The organism is Euzebya tangerina, from assembly GCF_003074135.1.
In the GTDB taxonomy this organism is placed as follows: Bacteria; Actinomycetota; Nitriliruptoria; order Euzebyales; family Euzebyaceae; genus Euzebya; species Euzebya tangerina.
Genome location: NZ_PPDK01000001.1, coordinates 3331404 through 3351495, shown reverse-complemented (window position 1 = coordinate 3351495; position 20092 = coordinate 3331404). Strand labels below are relative to the sequence as shown.

At 69.2% G+C, this 20092-nt stretch carries 20 protein-coding genes; 10 read left to right on the top strand and 10 right to left on the bottom strand.

Features of this window, described 5'->3' with window-relative positions; translation table 11 throughout:
- Positions 1-46: 46 nt before the first annotated feature.
- From C1746_RS15465 to C1746_RS15455, 3 genes are all read right to left on the bottom strand, one after another.
- On the bottom strand, positions 47-712 hold the full coding sequence (locus tag C1746_RS15465; RefSeq protein ID WP_116715413.1) for a carbonic anhydrase: 666 nt from the start codon (positions 710-712) through the stop codon (positions 47-49).
- Positions 709-2412 (bottom strand): SulP family inorganic anion transporter, encoded by a 1704-nt coding sequence (locus C1746_RS15460; RefSeq protein WP_205711881.1) that lies wholly within the window; start codon positions 2410-2412, stop codon positions 709-711. The genes C1746_RS15465 and C1746_RS15460 overlap by 4 nt, the downstream gene beginning before the upstream one ends.
- 61 nt (positions 2413-2473) lie before the next feature.
- Positions 2474-4294 (bottom strand): SulP family inorganic anion transporter, encoded by a 1821-nt coding sequence (locus tag C1746_RS15455; protein WP_162867805.1) that lies wholly within the window; start codon positions 4292-4294, stop codon positions 2474-2476.
- Between the two features lie 111 nt (positions 4295-4405).
- On the opposite strand from C1746_RS15455, the gene C1746_RS15450 reads away from it, so the two are divergent.
- Positions 4406-4681 carry a helix-turn-helix transcriptional regulator gene (locus C1746_RS15450; protein ID WP_116715410.1) on the top strand — a complete coding sequence of 92 codons (276 nt, stop codon included), beginning with the start codon at positions 4406-4408 and terminating at the stop codon, positions 4679-4681.
- Here C1746_RS15450 and C1746_RS15445 read toward each other — a convergent pair.
- A complete protein-coding gene (locus tag C1746_RS15445) occupies positions 4678-5994 on the bottom strand; it encodes a cation:proton antiporter (protein ID WP_116715409.1) in 1317 nt (438 codons plus the stop codon). The genes C1746_RS15450 and C1746_RS15445 overlap by 4 nt on opposite strands.
- A 47-nt stretch (positions 5995-6041) precedes the next feature.
- Here C1746_RS15445 and C1746_RS15440 point away from each other — a divergent pair, with 47 nt between their 5' ends.
- Together C1746_RS15440 and C1746_RS15435 are read left to right on the top strand one after the other, a co-directional pair.
- Positions 6042-7118, top strand: a complete 1077-nt coding sequence (locus C1746_RS15440; protein WP_116715408.1) for a quinone-dependent dihydroorotate dehydrogenase — start codon at positions 6042-6044, stop codon at positions 7116-7118.
- Between the two features lie 122 nt (positions 7119-7240).
- Positions 7241-7714 (top strand): hypothetical protein, encoded by a 474-nt coding sequence (locus tag C1746_RS15435; RefSeq protein WP_116715407.1) that lies wholly within the window; start codon positions 7241-7243, stop codon positions 7712-7714.
- A gap of 29 nt (positions 7715-7743) precedes the next feature.
- On the opposite strand, the gene C1746_RS15430 is transcribed toward C1746_RS15435, so the two are convergent.
- Both C1746_RS15430 and C1746_RS15425 read right to left on the bottom strand, forming a co-directional pair.
- Complete coding sequence (locus C1746_RS15430; RefSeq protein ID WP_116715406.1) at positions 7744-8070, bottom strand: hypothetical protein; 327 nt, start codon at positions 8068-8070, stop codon at positions 7744-7746.
- Complete coding sequence (locus C1746_RS15425; RefSeq protein WP_205711880.1) at positions 8067-9470, bottom strand: M20/M25/M40 family metallo-hydrolase; 1404 nt, start codon at positions 9468-9470, stop codon at positions 8067-8069. Before C1746_RS15425 ends, C1746_RS15430 begins: the two co-directional genes overlap by 4 nt.
- 20 nt (positions 9471-9490) lie before the next feature.
- Between C1746_RS15425 and C1746_RS15420 the strand changes: the two genes are divergently transcribed.
- The 7 genes from C1746_RS15420 to aat all read left to right on the top strand — a co-directional run bounded on the left by C1746_RS15420 (position 9491) and on the right by aat (position 14708).
- Positions 9491-9898: an acyl-CoA thioesterase gene (locus C1746_RS15420; RefSeq protein ID WP_116715404.1), complete on the top strand. Its 408-nt coding sequence runs from the start codon at positions 9491-9493 to the stop codon at positions 9896-9898.
- Between the two features lie 53 nt (positions 9899-9951).
- A complete protein-coding gene (locus C1746_RS15415; RefSeq protein ID WP_205711879.1) occupies positions 9952-10554 on the top strand; it encodes a thymidine kinase in 603 nt (200 codons plus the stop codon).
- 115 nt (positions 10555-10669) lie between these two features.
- Positions 10670-11704 (top strand): beta-ketoacyl-ACP synthase III, encoded by a 1035-nt coding sequence (locus tag C1746_RS15410; RefSeq protein WP_205711878.1) that lies wholly within the window; start codon positions 10670-10672, stop codon positions 11702-11704.
- 96 nt (positions 11705-11800) lie between these two features.
- Complete coding sequence (locus C1746_RS15405) at positions 11801-12037, top strand: acyl carrier protein (protein WP_116715402.1); 237 nt, start codon at positions 11801-11803, stop codon at positions 12035-12037.
- Positions 11994-13268 (top strand): beta-ketoacyl-[acyl-carrier-protein] synthase family protein, encoded by a 1275-nt coding sequence (locus tag C1746_RS15400; protein ID WP_116715401.1) that lies wholly within the window; start codon positions 11994-11996, stop codon positions 13266-13268. The genes C1746_RS15405 and C1746_RS15400 overlap by 44 nt, the downstream gene beginning before the upstream one ends.
- 34 nt (positions 13269-13302) lie before the next feature.
- Positions 13303-14070: an enoyl-ACP reductase FabI gene (gene fabI, locus C1746_RS15395; RefSeq protein WP_116715400.1), complete on the top strand. Its 768-nt coding sequence runs from the start codon at positions 13303-13305 to the stop codon at positions 14068-14070.
- Entirely contained in the window at positions 13986-14708 is a 723-nt protein-coding gene (gene aat / locus C1746_RS15390; RefSeq protein WP_162867803.1) for a leucyl/phenylalanyl-tRNA--protein transferase, read from the top strand. The genes fabI and aat overlap by 85 nt, the downstream gene beginning before the upstream one ends.
- A gap of 16 nt (positions 14709-14724) precedes the next feature.
- Here aat and C1746_RS15385 read toward each other — a convergent pair whose 3' ends face one another.
- The 4 genes from C1746_RS15385 to C1746_RS15370 all read right to left on the bottom strand — a co-directional run bounded on the left by C1746_RS15385 (position 14725) and on the right by C1746_RS15370 (position 20084).
- Positions 14725-15399 carry a DUF4870 domain-containing protein gene (locus C1746_RS15385; protein WP_116715398.1) on the bottom strand — a complete coding sequence of 225 codons (675 nt, stop codon included), beginning with the start codon at positions 15397-15399 and terminating at the stop codon, positions 14725-14727.
- Between the two features lie 98 nt (positions 15400-15497).
- Positions 15498-16889 (bottom strand): MXAN_6640 family putative metalloprotease, encoded by a 1392-nt coding sequence (locus tag C1746_RS15380; protein ID WP_162867802.1) that lies wholly within the window; start codon positions 16887-16889, stop codon positions 15498-15500.
- 67 nt (positions 16890-16956) lie between these two features.
- Positions 16957-18444: a flavin-containing monooxygenase gene (locus C1746_RS15375; RefSeq protein ID WP_116715396.1), complete on the bottom strand. Its 1488-nt coding sequence runs from the start codon at positions 18442-18444 to the stop codon at positions 16957-16959.
- A gap of 107 nt (positions 18445-18551) precedes the next feature.
- Positions 18552-20084, bottom strand: a complete 1533-nt coding sequence (locus tag C1746_RS15370; protein WP_116715395.1) for an amidohydrolase — start codon at positions 20082-20084, stop codon at positions 18552-18554.
- Positions 20085-20092 lie beyond the last annotated feature (8 nt).

The following is a 20092-nucleotide window of genomic DNA, read 5'->3' as shown; positions in this document are numbered from 1 at the left end:
TGTGCACGATCACCACAGCCGCGCTCGACTGTCCCGGGGAGTTGGGCTAGGCGGCGTCCTCCAACCAGTCCACCTGCACGGTGGCCAGGTCGACCACGGCGCCAGCGATCAGCAGTTCGCCTGATTCGACCCGGTCGGCCAGCACCTCGCTGTCCGCAGTCAGGCCGGCGATGACGTTGCGCACGTTCTGCTCCACCACCTGAGCGACGACCGAGTCGTCGTCCGAACCCGGAGCGGTCTCGCCGGTCACAGCCTCCACGGCTGGTGTGATCTTGGCCAGCAGGCCCGTCAGGTGTCCGAGCTCAACACCGTCGCAGGCGCCCTTCACGGCCCCGCAGGCGGAGTGCCCCAGCACCAGGATGGCTTTCGAACCGGCCACGGCCGTGGCGAACTCGAAGGACCCGAGCACGTCGGGCCCGGCAACGTTGCCAGCTGTCCGAGCGACGAAGATGTCTCCGATTCCGAGGTCGAACACCTGCTCGACCGGAACGCGGCTGTCGACGCAGCCGAGCACGGCTGCGAGCGGATACTGCCCACCGGCACCGATGCCCGCGTCCGCCAGGAGGTCACGGGTCGCGGTCTGGCTTGAGAGGACACGCTCGTTTCCGGCCCGCAACCACTCCAGCACCCCTTCGGGCGTGGCGGCAGCTTGCTGTTCGGCGGACGGTACCTGGCCAGGCAGGGGGAGTGTGACGTCGGTCATTGTTGTCATGATGACAGTGCTCCTTCGTTGGTGTCGGTGGCCGCACCGATTGCTGCCACGGCGTCGTTCAGGGTCGGGTGGACTTCGTCGGGTGCGATGAGGGCACCCACGAGTTCGGTGTCCTTCAGCATGTCGAGGGGCTGGTCACCGAGCCCGACCAGATGCACCTCCACGCCGCTCTGCTCGAGGTCGAGGACGACGTCCTCGATGGCGTACAGGCCGGACTGGTCGATCGAGGGGACCTCGGTCAGGTCGATGATCAGGACCCTGGCGTCCTCGGGCAGCTGCTCGGACAGCTCACGGAACCGGGCGACCACACCGAAGAACAGCGGCCCGTACACGCGCTTGAGGTGCACGTGGTCACCGATGGTCTGCAGGGCGGTGTCGGACAGCGCGGTGCCGTCATCGGACAGCGGGACCAGCACAGCGCGCTCCTCGCCCAGGTCGGCGAGCTTCTTCATGAACAGCACGCACGCCATCACCAGGCCGGTTCCGACGGCGATGATGAGGTCCCCGAAGACGGTGATCAGCAACACCGTCACCAGGACGATGGCGTCGGCTCGGGGCACGTCGCGGAGGTGCTTGAGGCCCTTGGTGTCGACGATCGCGAAGCCGATGGGGATCAGGATCCCTGCCAGGACCGCGAGCGGGACGACCGAGACGAGCGAGCCCGCACCCAGCAGCATCACCAGCAGCAGGACGCCGTGGAAGGTTCCGGACAGGCGGGTGGTGCCGCCGGCGTCGATGTTGACGACGGTGCCCTTCGTGGCGCCGGCGCCGGGCAGGCCACCGATGAGTGCCGCGGCGAGGTTGCCGAGGCCCTGGCCGATCAGCTCTCGGTTGGAGTCGTGCTTGGTCCGCGTGATGTTGTCGGCGATCACCGACGTCAGCAGCGAGTCGATGGAGCCGAGGATCGCCAGGATCAGGCCGTACTCGACGACCAGCAGCCACATGGATGGGTCGACGGTCAGCATCTCGCCGATCTGCAGGGTGGGCAGCCCCTGGGGGATGTCCCCGATGACGGGGACGTCGAGGTCGGCGACGACCGCGGCGATGGTGCCGGCCAGCAGCGCGCCGAGGGCGGGCGGGATGATGGTGGTCACCTTCGGCAGCAGGTAGAACGCGGCGACGGTGAACAAGCCGATCCCGACGGCGGCCGGGTCGATGTTGGACAGGGGTTCACCGATCCGCGTGATCACCTCGAGCGTGGAGCTGGGTGAGTCTGAGCCGAGGAAGGGCCAGATCTGCAGCACGACGATGATCAGTCCGACCCCGCTCATGAAGCCGGAGACGACGGGATAGGGGAAGTAGCGGACGTACTTGGCGACGCCGAGCACCCCGAACACGATCTGCAGAACGCCACCCACGGCGAATGTGAGCAGGATGATGCCGAGGGCGCTCTCGACGGATCCGGCCTCGGCGATGGCGAGCGAGACGACCGTCGCGCTGACCACGGTCATCGGACCGGTTGGGCCGGTCACCTGTGTCGGCGTGCCACCGAAGAGTGCGGCCACGATCCCCGCTCCGATGGCCCCGTACAGGCCCGCTTCGGCGCCCAGTCCTGACTGGACACCGAAGGCGAGCGCCAGGGGAAGGGCAACGACCGCGGCGACCAGACCGCCGATGAGGTCGCCGCGGAGGCGTGACGACGATGATTGGGCGGAAGCGGACGACGGCCGCTTCGGCGAGGTGGTTGGTTCGGTGGACACGGGCATGGTCCCTTCGGGAGGATGGTGGCGGGTGAGGTGTTGGTTGTGTGGTGTTCGGGAGCTAGGCCGTCGGGACGGAGTCGCGGTCCGAAGCGGGTGGATGCGCGGGGCGTTGACGCTTGACGGTCCGGCCGGGAACTGATCGTCCGGGGGCCAGGCGGGCGTTGACGTGGTCGGTGGTGGCGCCGGGCGGCTGCGGACCGGTGGCCGCAGCCCTGGCCGCGGTGTCGACGTCGTCGTGGAGTCCAGCGACGCGTGAGAGCAGGTGCGAGCGCTGCAGGATCTCGGTCACCGGACCTTGGTAGGTGGCGAGGTGAACCGCGACGCCCAGCTCGTCCATCTCGTCCATGAGCTCGTCGAGGGTGTCCAGTGCCGAGGTGTCGATGCCGTTGACGGACGACAGGTCCAGCACGAGTGCGTGCGGATCCTGGGCCAGGAGCCGTCTGATCTGCTCCTTCATGACCTCGACGTTGAGGTAGTTCAGCGAGGTGTCGAAGCGGACCACGGTCACGCCTGGCGCCTGGGACGCCTCGTCGTACCGCTCGACGTCGCGCCAGCGGCCGGTGTCGGGGAGGTGTCCCAGCACCGCGACGTGGGGCTCCATCAGTCGGTATGCGACCACGGCCAACGAGCCGACGATTGCGACCAGGATCCCCAGGTCGACGCCCAGCAGGAGTGTGGCGACGAAGGCGCCGACCATGGTCGCCGCATCCTGTCGGCTGACCTGTCGGATGCGGCGCATGGCGTCGCGGTCGACCAGCCCGACGACCGCCACGAGGACGATGGCCCCGAGCGTGGCCTGCGGGAGTTGCTCGAACAGGGGTGTGAGGGCGATGAGGACGGCGAGGACGGTCAGCCCCGAGACGATGCCGGCCAGCCGGGTTCGTGCGCCCGCGTCGGCGGCGACCGCGGTGCGGGAGGAGGCGCCCCCCAGCGGGTACCCGCCGAACAGCCCGCCGGCGAGGTTGGCGGCGCCCAGTGCGATGAGCTCCCGGTTCGGGTCGAGGTCGTAGCGGTTCTGTCGTGCGTAGACCTTGGCGACCGCGACAGCCTCGAGGATGGCCACCAGGGTGATGGTGAAGGCGAAGGGAGCCAGGGTCCCGACCAGTTCGGTCAACGTGCCGAGATCCGGGATGGTGATCGGCGGAAGCCCGGCGGGGATGTCGCCGACGACGTCGACGCCGCGCTCGACCAATCCGAGCGCGGCGGAGGCCGCGGTGGTGATGATGACCGCCAGCAGGGCGGCGGGCAGACCGGGGCGGACCGCGCGAACGCCGATCATCAGGGCGAGTGCCGCGACACCGACGACCAGGGTCAGCAGGTGCACCTGGGTCAGGCTGCCAACCAGAGCGGCAACGGTTCCGATCCAGGAGTCCGCTCGCTCCGGTGTGGTGCCGACCACGTGCCGTACCTGACTGGTGCCGATGATCACGGCGACCGCGGCGGTGAACCCGACCAGGACCGGGTGGCTGAGCAGGCGCATGAGCGATCCGGCTCGCAGTGCCCCGACGACGATGTGGATCACACCGACCATGACGGCAAGCACCGCTGCAGCGGTGATGTACCCGGCGGTTCCGGCCTCCGCCACCTGAGCGAGCGCCGTCGCGGACACCAGCGACACGATGGCCACGGGGCCGACGGACAACTGGCGCGACGTGCCGATGAGCGCGTACACGAAGAGGGGGATGGTGGAGGCGTAGAGACCGACCTCGGGAGGTAGGCCCGCGAGCAGCGCGTAGGCCATGGCCTGCGGGACCAGCATCGCTGCGACGGTGATCCCGGCGAGCAGGTCGTCACGGACGGTCTCGCGGGACCAGCCCCGCCAACCGGTGCCGGACGAGGTGTCGTCGTCGGGGGCGGTCGGGCGGGGCTCCGTGTGCACTGACTGCGTGGGTGTTGAGACATTCACATGAATCGAGATACCCGATCCATGGTTCATGTATTCACAAACAAGTACTTGAACTCGTATTCCGTTCGCGTCACCATGGGCGGTATGGCTACGAGCTGGTCCCTGCTGAGCAACCACGGGCACGTCCTCGTCGCCGTCGCCCAAGACCCGGACGCGCGGCTTCGCGACATCGCCGATGCCGTCGGCGTGACGGAGCGTGCCGTTCACGCGATCCTGACCGACCTCATCGACGCCGGCTACGTCAGCAAGCAGCGAGACGGACGCCGCAATCACTACGAGGTCCACCTCGACCTGACACTGCGACACCCGCTGGAGCGGGGCCACCGGATCGGCGACCTGCTCAACGCCGTGAGCGGTTAGCCCCGCTCGCGAGACGGAGCAGAACGAACTCGCGGCATCATCGCCGGATCGATCTCCTCCGGACGGCTCACCGGCTGCCGCGCACCGTATGCGCGTGCGCCGGCCGCGGCGGTCACCCCGTGGAGCAGCACTGAGGCGAACACCGTCACCGAGATGGTGCCGACCAACTGGTTCGCGGTCTCGGTCATCTCCTCCAACTCCTCGAGCAGGAGGATCGCGAAGACGATCGAGGCCAGTCCGCGCGGGCCGAACCAGCCGATGAACAGGCGTGCTGCCCGATCACAGCCGGACCCGATGAGGGCCACGGCCACGGGGACCATCCGGACCACGGTGAGGCTCGCGAGAGCCGCGATGACGACCCGAGGGGTGATCGCGCTGATCGCCTCGTCGATGAAGAGGTTGCCGAACACGAAGAAGGTGACTGCTGCGAGCAGCTCCGCCGCGTCCTCGGTGAACTCAGCCAGGTGTTCGGCCTCGTCGGGGCCGGCCATGTCATCGTCCAGGGCCGGCCTGTCGCCGCCGACCAGACGTCTGGGGCCGCCACTGCCGAACCCAAGCCCGCCGACGAACGCCGCGATGAAGCCGTTGGCGCCGACGGCTTCAGCCGCCGCAAACGCCACAACCGGCAGCGCCACCGTTGCGATCTGCTCGTAGCGGCCGTCGGACCACGAGGCCCGATGGGCTCGCCGCAGGAGGATGATCCCGCCCACGCCGGCGACGAGGCCGAGGGCGATGCCACCGCCGATCTGGCTGACCACGAACGTGACCCACTCGCCAACCGAGCGAGACTCACCGATCACCCGACTGACCGTCACGGCCACCACCGGGACGACAAGGCCGTCGTTCAGCCCCGACTCCACGTTGAGTGCCAACCGGTCACGGGCCGGTACTCCCGGGTCAGCCACGACTGCGCTCCCGAGTGCGGCGTCCGTCGGTGCCAGCACCGCTGCCAACAGCACCACCTCGGCCAGTGGCCACTCCGGGAAGAGCAGCAGGGCCACGGCGGAACCGAATGCGACGGTCAGCGGCAGGCCGATGCCCAACAGGCGGGCTGGCAGCGCGACGGTGTGCTGCAGGCGAGGCAGAGACAACCTGGTGGCATCGCTGAACAGGATCACGGCGAGGGTGATCTCAGCCAGGAGGGCCACGACGTCCACCGCCTGGCTGAGGGTGACCACCCCGGTCAGGGCGGTGAGTGCGCCGAGTCCGACGAACACGATCGGCATGGTGAGGGCCGTGCCCCGCAGCCGATTGGAGACGGCCGCGAAGCAGACGAGGGCCGCGCCCACGACCACGATGTTCCAGGCAGCCACTGCCTCACCCTAGAACGCCGACCGACGCGTCCTACAGTGTCGACCGCATGTACGACCTGCTCCTCCGACGTGTGCTGCTGCACGTCGAGGCCGAGACGGCCCACGACTGGACCATCCGCCTGCTCGCCCGCCTGGCCCGTCAGCCCGCACTGGTCGCCCTCATCAGACGTCTCGTCGGCCGACCGGGCGACGGACTCGCGGTGCACGCGCTGGGCCGCACCTTTCCCTCTCCCATCGGACTCGCTGCCGGCTTCGACAAGGACGCCGCGGTCTTCCCGGCGCTGGCAGCCTTCGGGTTCGGGTTCGTCGAGGTCGGGACGATCACAGCTGAGGGACAGCCGGGCAACCCGACGCCGCGGATGGTCCGCCTCCCCGCGGATGACGCCCTCATCAACCGCATGGGCTTCAACAACGAGGGGTCTGCGCGCGCCGCAGCGCGTCTGCGTTCACACCCGAGGGCCGGCCAGATAGTCGGGGTCAACATCGGCAAGACCAAGACCGCCACCGACGCCATCGAGGACTACCGGACCAGCACCAGGAGGCTGGGCGCGCTGGCGGACTACCTGGTGGTCAACGTCAGCTCGCCCAACACACCCGGCCTGCGTGACCTGCAGGCTGTCGAGAGCCTTCGCCCCCTCCTCGAAGCCGTCCTGGATGAGGCGGGGCCCGACCGGCCACCGGTGTTGGTGAAGATCGCACCGGACTTGGCGGACGCGGACGTCGACGCGGTCGCCGACCTGGCCGTCGACCTCGACCTCGACGGCATCATCGCCACCAACACGACGATCGCCCGCACGGGCCTGCGCAGTGCCCCGTCGGCCATCGCCGCCGCCGGTGCGGGGGGGCTCAGCGGTCCGCCGGTCAGGGACCGTGCGATCGAGATCCTGGAGCGCCTGGCCGAGCGCGTCGGCGACCGTCTGGTCCTCATCTCCGTCGGTGGGATCGCCGACGCCGCTGACGTGTGGAATCGGCTGGCAGCGGGCGCGTCGCTGGTCCAGACCTATACCGGTCTGGTGTACGGCGGTCCGCTCTTCGTACGCCGGCTGAACCGGGCGCTCGCTGGTCGTCTGGCGGCCAGCGGCTTCGACACCCTGCAGGACGTGATCGGATCGGCTCGCAACTGACGGGCGGGATGCGCAACCGAGGTTGAAAGCGAGCTCGGCACGCGGTGCCACCGGCCATTAAAATCCGCGACCGCCCTCCAACGGGCGGCGTCGTCGAGACACACGTCAGGAGCAGTTCAACCGTGGCCACCAAGCAGGTCTATGAGGTCGAGATCGATCGGCAGAAGGCAGCTCAGGCTGCCGGCAACTATGACCTTGCGGACCTTCCGGGCGGGCTGGGCAAGCCGGTCGTCGGCGCCCGGATCGGGAAGCAGCCGAAGCAGGACAAGATCATCGCCGGCAACGTCCGCAGCCTGGCTGCCGTGACCAAGCTGTATCCCGGGGCTGCGATCGCGATCCTCGGTCGGCCCGAGTCCCGCTGGGCGATGGCGTACTCCCGTCGGATGGGTGGCAACGTCACCATGACCGAGCTGCTCAGCTACGCACGCCAGTTGATCGGCATGACCCCGGAGGGTGGCCTGGTCGTGTGCCTGTGCGGCCACGCCGGGCAGGGCGACTGCATCCCGTTGTGGGCGCCGAAGGATGAGGTGTCCCTCACGGTCCAGCCCAACGACCTGGTCCTGCGCTTCGAGGACGTCGTCCCCTCGCAGGAGTAGCGCTGCGTCAGGCGTCCCGCCCTGGAGCGTCAGGGTCGCAGCGCGTCGGCCTCCGCCTCACACTCGGCGACGAACGCCTCCTGCGCGGCGATTCGATCGGGCATCTTGTCCCGCTCGGAGAGCACGATCGCACGGCGCCGCCCGATGGCCTCGATGACGACCTTGTCGGTCGAGTCCACCAACTTGCGGAACTTCCGGGGTATGTCCTCGGCCCCGGTGTCGATCGTGGCGGCGAAGGTCGCCAGCCGCGCGAGTTCGGTCTCGAGGAACTCGGTGTACCGGGTCAGGTGGTCCAGATCCTCCCTGGCCCGAAGGAGGGTGAAGTAGGCGGCGTCGTACTCCGACTGCTGGCTCACGTCGCCAGCTTGCCCAGGAGCAGGGCGATCGAGGCGCGGGCTGACTCCCAGTCGGCGAGGTGGAGGGACTCATCGATCCCGTGGGCCCGGGAGTCGGGATCCTCCACGCCCACCAGCAGCATGGCCGCGTCGGGGTTGGCCGCCTGGAGAGGACCGAGGAGGGGGATGGAGCCACCACAGCCCATCAGCACCGGCGCGGTGTCGTACCCCTCCTCCAGCGCCGACAGCATGGCCTGGGCGGCGCGGGTGTCGGTGTTGGTCTCGAAGGGGTCTCCGGCGGCCCCCGGCCGCGCCTCGACACGAGCACCCAGCGGCGTCTGGGCGTTCAGGTGGTCGACCAAGACATCGCGAATCGCCGCGGCATCCTGACCGGGGCCGACGCGCAGGCCCAGCTTCGCTGACGCGTGTGGCTGGATCGCGTTGGTGGCCTGCTGCGTCGGCGGCGCATCGATCCCGAGGACGCTGAGGAACGGCTCCATCCAGATCCGCTGGAGCACCGGGAGGTCGGGATCCCCGCCGAAGGGCACGCCGTCGCGGAGGCCAGCTTCGGCGCGGAAGCGATCAACCTGGAAGTCCAACGCATCGAGGGATGCCTGCTCGGAGGGGGAGGGGCCCCGCAGTCCGGCGCGCAAGCCCGGCACCGTGGCGACGCCGTGCTCATCGGTCAGGGAGGCGACCAGCTTCGCGAGCGCCGTGAGCGGATCTGGGACCGGGCCGCCGTACATCCCGCTGTGGACGGCGTGGTCGAGGACCTCGACGGTGACGTGGACGTCGACCATGCCGCGCAGGACGGTGGTCAGCGAGGGCACCCCGACCTGCCAGTTGACCAGGTCGGCGATGACCGCCGCGTCGGCGGTCAGCAGATCGCCGGTGGCCTCCAAGAAGGCGTCGAGGTGTGGTGAGCCGATCTCCTCCTCGCCCTCGATGATGACCTTGACGTTGACCGGCGGAGCACCAGCCGCCTCGATCCAGGCAGCCACGGCGCTGGCGTGCGCCACCACCCCGGCCTTGTCGTCGGCGCAGCCACGGCCGTAGAGCCGGCCGTCCCGCTCGGTCGGCTCGAAGGGGGGCGAGGTCCAGGCGTCCACCTCACCCGTCGGCTGCACGTCGTGGTGGGCGTACAGCAGCACCGTCGGCTGTCCCGGGCCGGCAGCGGCGTGCTCGCCGTACACCGCGGGGGCGGCACCGCCGTCCGTCAGGATGCGGACGCCCTGCAGGCCAGACCGTTCGAGCAGCGCCGCCGTCGCCTCCGCCGACCGCTGCAGCTGTGACGGGTCGAAGCCATCGAAGGCGATGCCCGGGATCCGGCACAGCTCCTCGAGGTCGGCCCTGGCCTGAGCCGCACCCGCGGTCAGGGCGGCTGAGAGCGCGGCGGTCATGTCAGCGGTAGGGGTCGCCATGACTTTGGCATCCTACGGGCATGTCCAGCGACGTCTTCACCCACCCGGTCACCGTCAGATACATGGAGGTGGACCAGCAGGGCGTGGTGTTCAACTCCTGGTACCTCGCCTACTTCGACGATGCCTTCACCGCGTTCCTGGGCGCCGGCGGGCTGCCGTACCAGGCGATGATGGACCGCGGCTACGACGTGCAGCTGGTCCACAACGAGACCACGTGGCGGCGCGGGGTCCGATGGGGCGACGACCTTCGGATCCAGGTGACCACAGCCCGGCTGGGGACCACCAGCTTCGTGCTGGACTTCGACGCCCGGGTGGGGGAGGAGTCGTACGTGACGGCCAGCACCACCTACGTCGTGATCGCCACGGACGGCACCGGCAAGCGTTCGATCCCGGACTTCATCCGCGACGTGCTGGGTGAGCCCGCCTGATCGGCCGTGTCACCTCCCCGCTGCGACGGTCACCGGATGCAAGACTCTGATGCGTGGCACACCTGACCTTCTCCCACGCGCCCATGGGCGGCGGCAAGAGCCTCGCAGCCCTGGTGCGACACCACCACGTCGGCGCCCGGGGCATGACCGGCATGCTCATCGTCATGCAACCCCGTGAGCAGGGCATGGTCGCCTCGCGGCTCGGCGTCTCCGCACCAGCCGAGGTGATCGATGGCGACACCGACCTGTGGGAGATGATCTCCGCGGCCGTGCGGGAGGACGGCGTCAAGCACGTCGTCGCCGACGAGGCGCACTTCTTCGCGCCCGAACAGATCGAGCAGTTGGCGCGCATCGCTGATGAGTTGGACGTGACCGTCGAGGCCTTCGGGCTGCTCACCGACTTCCGGACCCGGCTGTTCCCCTCCTCCGCACGATTGGTGGAGCTCGCCGACCGTCTGGTCACCTTGCCGACCGGTCCGCTGTGTGCCTGTGGTGAGATCGCAACGCTGAACGCCCGACTGGTCGACGGTGTGATGGTGACCGACGGCGATCAGGTCCTCGTCGGCGACGTGACGGGCGATCGCGTGCGCTACGAGCCGGTGTGCCGTTCCTGCCACGTCGCGGTCGGGGCAACGGCGGCGACACCGGCTCGCTGAGTCGCCCGTCCGGACACCGTTCGGTCACGAGTGGTGCAGTGCTCGAATGGGTACCGTGCCGTGACACAGCCGCTCGTCCCCGGACAGCTGCACTGCCAACGCTAGGAACGCAACCGTGAGCAATCCCACCTCGGCCCGGCCGCCGGCCATGGTCCTCGTCGGTGTCGGTGGCTACCTGCCGGAGCGCATCGTCACCAACGACGACCTCTCCAAGGTGATGGACACCTCCGACGAGTGGATCGCCAGCCGGACCGGGATCCGCGAGCGCCGGGTCGCCGCCGAGGGCCAGACCTCGCTGCACCTGGCCGTCGAGGCCGGGCGTGAGGCCCTCAAGGCAACCAACGATGGGCGCACCGACGTCGACGCGCTGGTGCTCGCGACCATGACACCCGACCGCCTCTGCCCGGCGACCGCGCCCGACGTCGCGGCCGAGCTCGGACTGGGTCACATCCCCGCGTTCGACGTGTCCGCGGTGTGCAGCGGGTTCGTCTACGCCGCCGCGACCGCCCAGGGACTCATCGCGGCTGGCACCGCCCAGCGTGTGCTGATCATCGGCACCGAGGTCATGTCGTCGTTCCTCAACCCGGAGGACCGCAACACCGCAGTCATCTTCGGTGACGGTGCCGGGGCCGTGGTCGTGCGTGCCGGTGAGCCGGACGAGCCTGGCGCATTCGGGCCGTTCGATCTCGGTGCCGACGGGGGTGGCAGCGACCTGATCACCGTCAACGGCTTCGGCGGTCGCACCCCACCCGAGCCGACCCGCGAGAACACCGACGACGACTACCTGTTCATGGCCGGTCGCGAGGTCTACCGGCAAGCCATCCCCGCCATGGCCGAGTCCAGCCGTGTGGCACTGGCCGCACGCGGCTGGGAGCTGGGCGACCTCGACGCCGTGATCGGGCACCAGGCCAACGTCCGGATCCTCGATGCCGTCTGTCGCGAACTCGGCATCGACACCTCCATCAGCTTCGTGAATCTGGACAAGGTGGGCAACACCTCGGGCGCCTCCATTCCCCTGGCCATGACCCACGCCCACCAGCAGGGCTTCACCACGGCCGGCCAGCGGGTCCTCCTGACGGCGTTCGGCGCCGGACTCACCTGGGGGTCCGGCACACTGATCTGGCCGGAACTCCCCGAGATGCCCGCCTGAGCGGCTAGAACATCCTCAGGCACGCCACGCCATACCGACCACCATCTGTCAACCACACCGCGTCAGCGGAACACCAACCGTTCCTGGAGGGACACCATGACCATCTACGACAAGATCGTTGAAATGCTCGATGACAAGTTCGGGATCGCGGCCGACGAGGTCACCAAGGACTCCACGTTCGAGGAGCTCGATCTGGACTCACTGGACCTCGTCGAGTTCTCCATGGCCGTGGAGGACGATCTCGGCGTCAAGATCACCGACGACGAAGCAGCCGAGCTGAAGACCGTGGATGACGCGGCGAAGCTGCTGGAGGCCAAGGGCGCCAGTGTCTGACGGCGGAGGAGCGAAACCCGACGTCACCATCACGGGTATGGGAATGGTGACCTCCGGCGGCATCGGCGTGAAGCAGTCGTGGGAGGCTGTGCTGCGAGGCGAGGGCACGGCGACCACCGACCCGGCCCTGGAGGGGTTGGACGTCACGATGTCCTGCCGGGCGGAGGACTTCGACGGCAAGGAGCAGCTCGGCCGGCGCGCCCGGAAGTTGGACCGGTTCGTCCAGCTGACCCTCGTGGCTGCCAAGGAGGCCATCGAGGATGCCGGGCTTGACCCGGAGAGCTGGGACGGCGCCCGCATCGGTGTCGTCATCGGCTGCGGCATGGGTGGGGCACCGACCTGGGAGCAGGAGCACTCGGTGCTCCTGGAGCGTGGCCACGACCGCGTGTCCCCGCACCTCATCCCACGCATGATCCCCAACATGGCCGCGGGACACGTGGCCATGGAGTTCGATGCGCACGGACCGAACTTCTGCACCGCCACCGCGTGCGCGTCGGGAGCCACGGCCATCGGCTCGGCGCTGGACCTGCTCCGGCTGGACCGCTGCGACCTCGTGATCGCCGGCGGGACGGAGTCGGGAATCACTCCGCTCTCGATCGCCGGCTTTGCGAACATGACGGCCCTGTCGGGGCGCGTTGACGACCCGGCGGCCGCATCACGACCGTTCGACAGCGACCGCGACGGGTTCGTGGCCGGGGAGGCCGCCGGTGTGGTGATCCTCGAGCGGGCCCGCGATGCCGATGCTCGTGCGGTACGCCGGTACGCCGACGTCGCCGGATACGGCGCGAGCGCTGACGGCCACCACGTGACCGCACCACATCCGGAGGGAGCTGGTGGGGAAGGTGCGCTCCGCGCGGCGCTGGCCGACGCCGACCTGTCCGCCTCCGACGTCGACCACGTCAACGCACACGGCACCTCGACACCGCTGAACGACCTCAGCGAGTCGCGCATGATCAGCCGTGTCATGCCACACGGCCCATCGGTGACATCCACCAAGGGGGTCACCGGGCATGCGCTCGGGGGCGCCGGCGCCATCGAGGCCATCTTCAGCGGCCTGACGATCCACCACAACACCGTGCCGCCGACGGCGAACCTCGAGAACCAAGACCCTGAGATCGAGATCGACGTCGTCGGCGGAGCACCCCGCGAGACCGACGTCGATGTCGTCATCAGCGACTCGTTCGGCTTCGGTGGGCAGAATGCCGTGCTGGCCCTGACCAGCCCACGCTGAGACGGAGAGCGCCGTGAGCAGTGACACGTCCGGCATGTTGGCCGGCAAGAAGATCCTCGTCACGGGGGTCTTGACCGAAGCCTCGATCGCGTTCGCGACCGCGCGACTGGCGCAGGAGGCTGGTGCCGAGATCGTGCTGACCGGGTTCGGGAAGGGCATTCGCCTGACCAGACGGGTGGCGACACGGCTGCCCACCGAGCCCGACGTCCTGGAGATGGACGTCAGCGATCCGGACATGGTCGCCGCCGTCGTCGCGGACCTGGACGACCGCTGGGGGAAGCTGGATGGCCTGGTCCACGCAATCGGCTTCGCGCCGAACAGTGCGATCGGCGGAACGTTCATGGAGACGCCGTGGGAGGACGTCGCCACGGCGATGCAGATCAGCACCTACTCCTTCCCCGCACTGGGCGCTGCCTTCGCGCCGCTGCTGAAGGCAAGCGGTGGTGGCTCCTACGTCGGGCTTGACTTCGATGCCACCGTCGCCTGGCCGTCCTACGACTGGATGGGCGTCGCCAAGGCCGGCTTGGAGGCCGCCTGTCGGTACACCGCCCGCGAGCTCGGCGCGCAGGGCACGAGGGTCAACCTGATCGCGGCCGGACCGCTCAAGACCATGGCAGCCCGACAGATCGAGGGCTTCTCGCAGTTCGAGGACACCTGGGACGACCGGGCGCCCTTGGGCTGGGACATCACCGACACCGAGCCGGTCGGCCGAGCGGTGTGCGCACTGCTGAGCGACTGGATGCCCGGCGTGACCGGGGAGATCATCCACTGCGACGGCGGTGTCCACGCCATGGGTGTGTAGCCGTCGGGATCTTCCCCGATCCGCGAACGGCACCGGCTGACGCGCCGCTGGCCGTCGGAGAGGACTTCACCCCCGAGGTGCTGCTGGAGGCGTACGCCCACGGCATCTTTCCCTGGCCCGACGGCAGGGGAGAGGTCTACTGGTGGTCCCCGGACCCCCGCGCCGCCTTCCGCGTCGGGTCGGTCAGGCGTTCACGCAGCCTGCGGCAGCGAATCCGCCATGGCGGATTCACGGTGACCCGGGACGAGGCCTTCGAGGCGGTCATGGGCGCCTGCGCGGACCGGCCGGGCGAGGGGACCTGGATCACGCCCTCGATGCAGACCGCGTACGCCGTGCTGCACGAGGCAGGCCACGCCCACTCGGTCGAGGTGTGGCAGGACGCCGACCTGGTCGGTGGGCTCTACGGCATCGTGATCGGCGGGGTGTTCACCGGGGAGTCGATGTTCCACCGGGTCTCCGACGCCTCCAAGGTCGCGCTGGTGGCCCTGGACGACCACCTGGTCACACGCGGCTTCACCCTGATCGATGCTCAACTCCCCACCGAGCATCTGCTCACCATGGGTGCGGAGATCCTTCCGCGCAGCACCTTCCTGGACGAGTTGGACCGGGTGCGCGCGCACCCGGTCCACTTCGACTGACTGCTCTGGAGGCGCCCTACTTGGCGGCCCAGCTCTCCGCGATCGGGCCGATGACCGGCAGGACGACCTTCTCGCCCTGGTAGGCCTTGACCATCAGGTAGATCGCAAGCCCCAGGATTCCCAGTCCGATGAACGGGACGAAGATGAAGAGGAACCCGAAGAAGTCCGAGATGAAGCTGAGGACGAACACGAGGATGAAGATCGCGATGTAGAAGGCGACGAACGCGATGTTCAGCAGGATCGACTGAGCCCCGTGGAAGCGGGACAGGTTGTCCTTGTTCACGAGGTAGACGACGAGGCCGCCGATCCAGCCGAACAGGTAGGCCAGGATCCCGGCGATTGGTGGGTCGATGCCTCCAGATTGCTGTGGCGCGCCGCCCTGCTGCCCCCAGTTCTGCTGTCCGGGGGGCTGCTGGCCCCACTGCCCGCCACCCTGCTGCGGAGGTGGTGGCTGCTGGCCCCACTGCTGCGGCTGGCCGCCCTGTTGAGGGGTGCCCTGCTGCGGTCGCGCAGAGGGAGGTGGCTGCTGGCCCCACTGCGGTTGGTTGCCGCCCGGTGCCTGGCCCCAGTCGCCGGCTGGGTTGGGCGGCGCCGGGTTCGCCGGAGGCGGCGCCTGACCGCCCGGTGGCGGTGTGTTCCAGCCTTGGTCGGCGTTGGGGTCCTGCGGCGTGTTCCAGCCCTGGTCACTCATGGTGGATTCAATCCCTCGTCTGTACGTGTGGTGGTGGTGTCGGTCGACGACGTTCTGCGTCGAGCCTGTCCTGCATCGCAGGGTAACGCACGGTGGTCTCAACGTTTCTCAAGCGGTCCAGGATCGACATCGACACCTATGCGATAGGGCACGTGGGTGAAAAAATACCGTGGACTGTCCGATCGAGGGGGTTTCGGCACCGCCAAGGTCGTGTCTGCGTTGACCAGGATCAGGGTGACGCGGTCGAGGCCGGCCACGCCGTCCAGCGTGACGGTGCCGATGCCGTCGAACAGGGTGCCATCGCTCGTGGAGAGGACGGTGGACCCGGCTGCGGCGACGAGCGCCACACCGCCCGAGATGAACCGGTCGGTGTGGATGGTGACGGTCACCGTCGACGCACCACTCGGGACCGCGATGTCCGCCAGGTACATGCCGGTGTGGTCGAGCGTGATCTCGGTCACGTCTCCGCTGGTGAGCAGGTCGGTCCGCTCGACGCGGGGGTAGGCGCCGGGCTCCGTCGGGAAGCCACCGACCTCCCAGCCGGCGGTTGCGCCCGCAAAGGCCAGATACTCCTTCACGAAGTTGCTGCCCACGTCTCGGAGCGCGGCGTCGTAGCCCTCCAGCAGGTGGTCGCTGGACTCTGTGGACGCCAGCCAGGCACGACGGATGATGTCCGGGCCGTACCGGTCGGACAGCCAGAGGTTCCAGACGTAGGCCCCGTAAGCCCGGTCGAAGCCGCCGTCTTCCCCGAAGTCGGTGATCGGGAGGTGGGGGTGGCGGGCGAAGTCGACCAGGTACTGCGAGCGGGCGTCGACGTCGGGGTAGACCTGCTGTTCCAGCCAGACGGAGGTGGCTTCGTAGGCCCACGCCTCCCCTTCGAAGGCCAGTCCGAACTGGACGAGGTGGCCGAACTCGTGGGAGGCGGTGGCCTGGAGGGCACCTCGAGGGCTCGGGTCGAAGCCGGCGTAGTCGTTGTCGAGCACCAGGTAGCCGTGCGGGTCCGGGCAGCCGCCGCAGAGCGCCTCGATGTCCGGCGAGGCGTAGCCGTACGCGCCGATCCCGAGATCGACCAGGTAGACGTCGATCAGGTCGTTGCCGCCGGCGCCGTTGTCCGGGGGTGGTGCCGGCCAGCCCAACTGCTCGATCTGGACCTCCCAGACCTCCTCGAAGACGGCGGCGGTCTGATCGACGAACTCGGGTGTGGCCGCGTCCTCGGTCTGGTCGGTCCAGTGGATCCGGAAGTGCTCGGTGTCGCGGGTGAAGCGGGCGGCGAGCGGGGCGGTGAAGGCATCCTCTCCGGCCGCGTCGGTGTCGGGCCGCCAGCGGACGTGGTCGCCGCCGTGGGTGCCCCGCAGCGCATCCAGATCGACCGCCGGTAGGGCGCTCTGCGGGAGGGGCGCCAGCGCCGGCATCACGATCGCCAGAACCAGCAGGCCGAGCAGGGCCACCCTCGCTGTGCGACGATCAGCCAGAGGTGACGAGGTGCCCATTCGACCCTCAACAGTAACGCGGTCTGTCCGCTCTTGGTCACCCCCCGTGGCCGCGCAATCCGCCTGCTCAGGCGCCTGCGGTCACGCGCTGGCCCGAGGTGTAGGCCTCGATGTCGAACCGGCCCAGGCGGCGACGGAAGTCACGGACCTGCCCTGGGTAGATGGTGTCGTTCACACCCGAGTCGGAGAGGTACCAGGACCCGCAGCCGGTGGCCCACACGAGATCATCGTGTCTGGCGGCCATCTCGTCGGCGAAGGCCTGGTAGGCCCGCGCGGTCGGCATCAACCAGGCGGCCGCCCCCTCCTGCAGGAAGCGGAGCGCGCCGATGATGTAGTCGGCCTGCGCCTCGGCCATCAGCATCACCGAGTTGTGACCGGTACCGGTGTTCGGCCCCAGCAGGAAGAAGAGGTTGGGGAAGCCGGTGACCGTTGTGCCCATGTACGCCTTCCCCCCGTCGGCCCACTCCTCGCGCAGTCGCCGTCCGTCCTGACCGACGATCTCCATGGGGAACCAGAAGTGATGGGCGTCGAACCCGGTGCCGTAGACCAGGACATCCAGCTGCGCGGTCCTCCCGTCGGCGAGGCGCACCCCCTCAGCTGTCACCGCCTCGATGGCGGTCGTCTCGAGGGTCACGTCGTCCCGTTCGAGTGTGGGGTACCAGGTGTTGGAGAACATCAACCGCTTGCAGCCCGGCGCGAGGGTCGGGGTGACGGCCTCGCGCAGGGCAGGGTCGCTGATGCCGTGTCGGATGTTCCACATGCCTGAGGCGACGGCCCGAGCCTGGGCGTCCTCACCCATCGCGAGGACCCGCCACACGAGGTGCTCGACCGCCGCGTTGATGCCCTGCCGCAGCGCCTTGCCTGCAGCCGGCACGTTGCGCAACAGCCACCGTTCGGCACGCGAGAAGGTGTACTCGGGGCGGGGGAGGACCCAGGCGGGTGTCCGCTGGAACACGGTCAGGTGATCCGGCTGACCGGCGATGGCGGGGACGATCTGGAGCGCGGATGCGCCGGTGCCGATGATGCCGAACCGCGTGCCGTGCAGGTCGAGGTCCGCCGGCCAGGCCGATGAGTGGAAGCTCCGACCGGCGAAGGTGTCCTGACCGGGCAGGTCGGGGAATGCCGGTGTCGAGAGGGGACCGACCGCATTGATCACCACCTCGGCCTGCATGGTCTCGCCGTCTTCGAGGAGCAGGTCCCAGTGGGCCTGGGCGTGGTCCCACGTCTGGGAGAGGACGCGGGTGCTGAAGCGGATGTGACGACCGAGGTCGTGGGACTCGACGATGTGGTGGAGGTAGGCCTGGATGACCGGCTGATGCGCGTACAGCCGCGGCCAGTCGTAGGGCTCGTCGGACAGGGAGTACAGGTGGGAGGGGACATCGCAGGCGCAGCCGGGGTAGGTGTTCTCCCGCCAGGTCCCCCCGATGTCCTCGGCTGCCTCCAGGATGGTCATCGTGTCCGCGAGGCCGGCACGCTTGAGGCGGAGGGCCATGGCGATGCCGCTGAAGCCGGCCCCGACGACGGCCACACGGACGGGGATGGGTGGGTTCGCCATGGTGGTCGACGGTAGCCGCCCGATTGCGCTCCGTGGTCCAGCCGGCGGGCCCCGATCGGGTGGGTTGACTTCCCGCGTCTCTGGCTGGATAGGTCCACCCACCACTGTCAGGTCACGCCACGATGGCGCCCTCGGGTGATGACCGCCACGGGCGAGGGTGTGGCCTGGTCCAGATCAGCTGTCAGCGGATCGACCGGCCAGGCGACGATGTCGGCCACCATCCCGGGTCGCAGGGCCCCGACCTCATGCTCGGCCCCGATGACGTGATGGCCGCCGATGGTCGCGGCGTGGAGCGCCGCCCGGCGGGTGATCTTGAGTCCACCGTGATGGCGCTCCGCGGCGCGGATACCAGCCCACGGATCGATAGGCGTGACCGTGGAGTCCGAGGAGAAGCACATCGCCACCCCGGCCTGATCGAACCATTCGAACGGGTTGGTCTGGTCGGCTGCCGGGCGGCCGAAGCGGTGCTCGTACAGGCCTCCCGGGCCGTTCCAGACGGCATCGAAGGCTGGTTGGAGGCTGGCCACGACGCCGAGGTCAGCCATCCGGTCGATGTCGCCACGGCTGATCATCTCGGCGTGCTCCACGCGGTGCCGAGCCGCGCGCACGGCGGAACGGCCGCACACGTCAGCTGCGGTGCTGATGGCCCGGACGGCCTGCGCCGTGGCGCGGTCGCCGATGGCGTGGACCCCCGCCCCGCGTCCCGCGTGCGTGGCCGTGATGAAGAACTCGGCAACCGTGTCATCGTCGTGGAACAGCACCCCACGGGTCTGCCCCCCGGTGCTGGTCCGGTAGGGCCGCGTGGTGGCGGCCGTGCAGGAGCCGATCGAGCCGTCCAGGAAGAGGTCCCCGCCGGGCCGCAGGACACCCTCCGGGTCGAGACTCAGGTCCGCCCAGTAGGTGTGGACCGTGATGTCGTAGGTCCCCGTCGCCCAGCACGTCGCGTCATCGCGATCAGAGAGCTCGGGGATGCCCATCTCGTGGATGGTCGTCACCCCCTGCCGCAGCGCGAGATCGACCGCGGCCGCCCGCGCCCGCGCCAGGTGCGCCGGTGAGGTGGCGGCGCGCAGTGCCTGCATGGCCCGAGCTGTGGCATCTTCCTTCAGCCAGCCGGTCGGCTGCCCATCAGCTCCACGATCGACGAAGTGCTCGACGTCTCGGAGGTCCAGCCGGGCCAACGTCGACTGGTCGACCAGGCACGAGTGGCCGTCGATGCGGACCAGCACCACCGTGGCTCCACCTGCTGCTTCGGCGAGGGCGCCAGGATCGGGCAGGCCGTCGGGCCACGTCAGGTCGTCCCAGCCGGCGCCGTAGATCACGCCGGTCGCATCGGCCGCACGAGCGGTGGCGTGCCGGCGGACGTGGGCCAGGAGCTCGGCTGCCGAGCCCACGGCCGTCAGGTCGAGCCCCAACTCGAGCATCCCCGTCGCGGTGGCGTGGACGTGAGCGTCGACGAACCCTGGGGTGAGCCACGCCGAACCGAGGTCGACGGTGACATCGCGGGTCGGGGCCTCCTCCGGCTGACCGGTCCAGACGATCTGCGGGCCGGCGGTCAGGATGGCCCGGTGGCTGGGGTCGACGCCACCGAGGTCGGCCAGCGCGGTCCCGACCCAGAGGGTCCGCGTCACCTCCTCAGCCATGCGCTGCC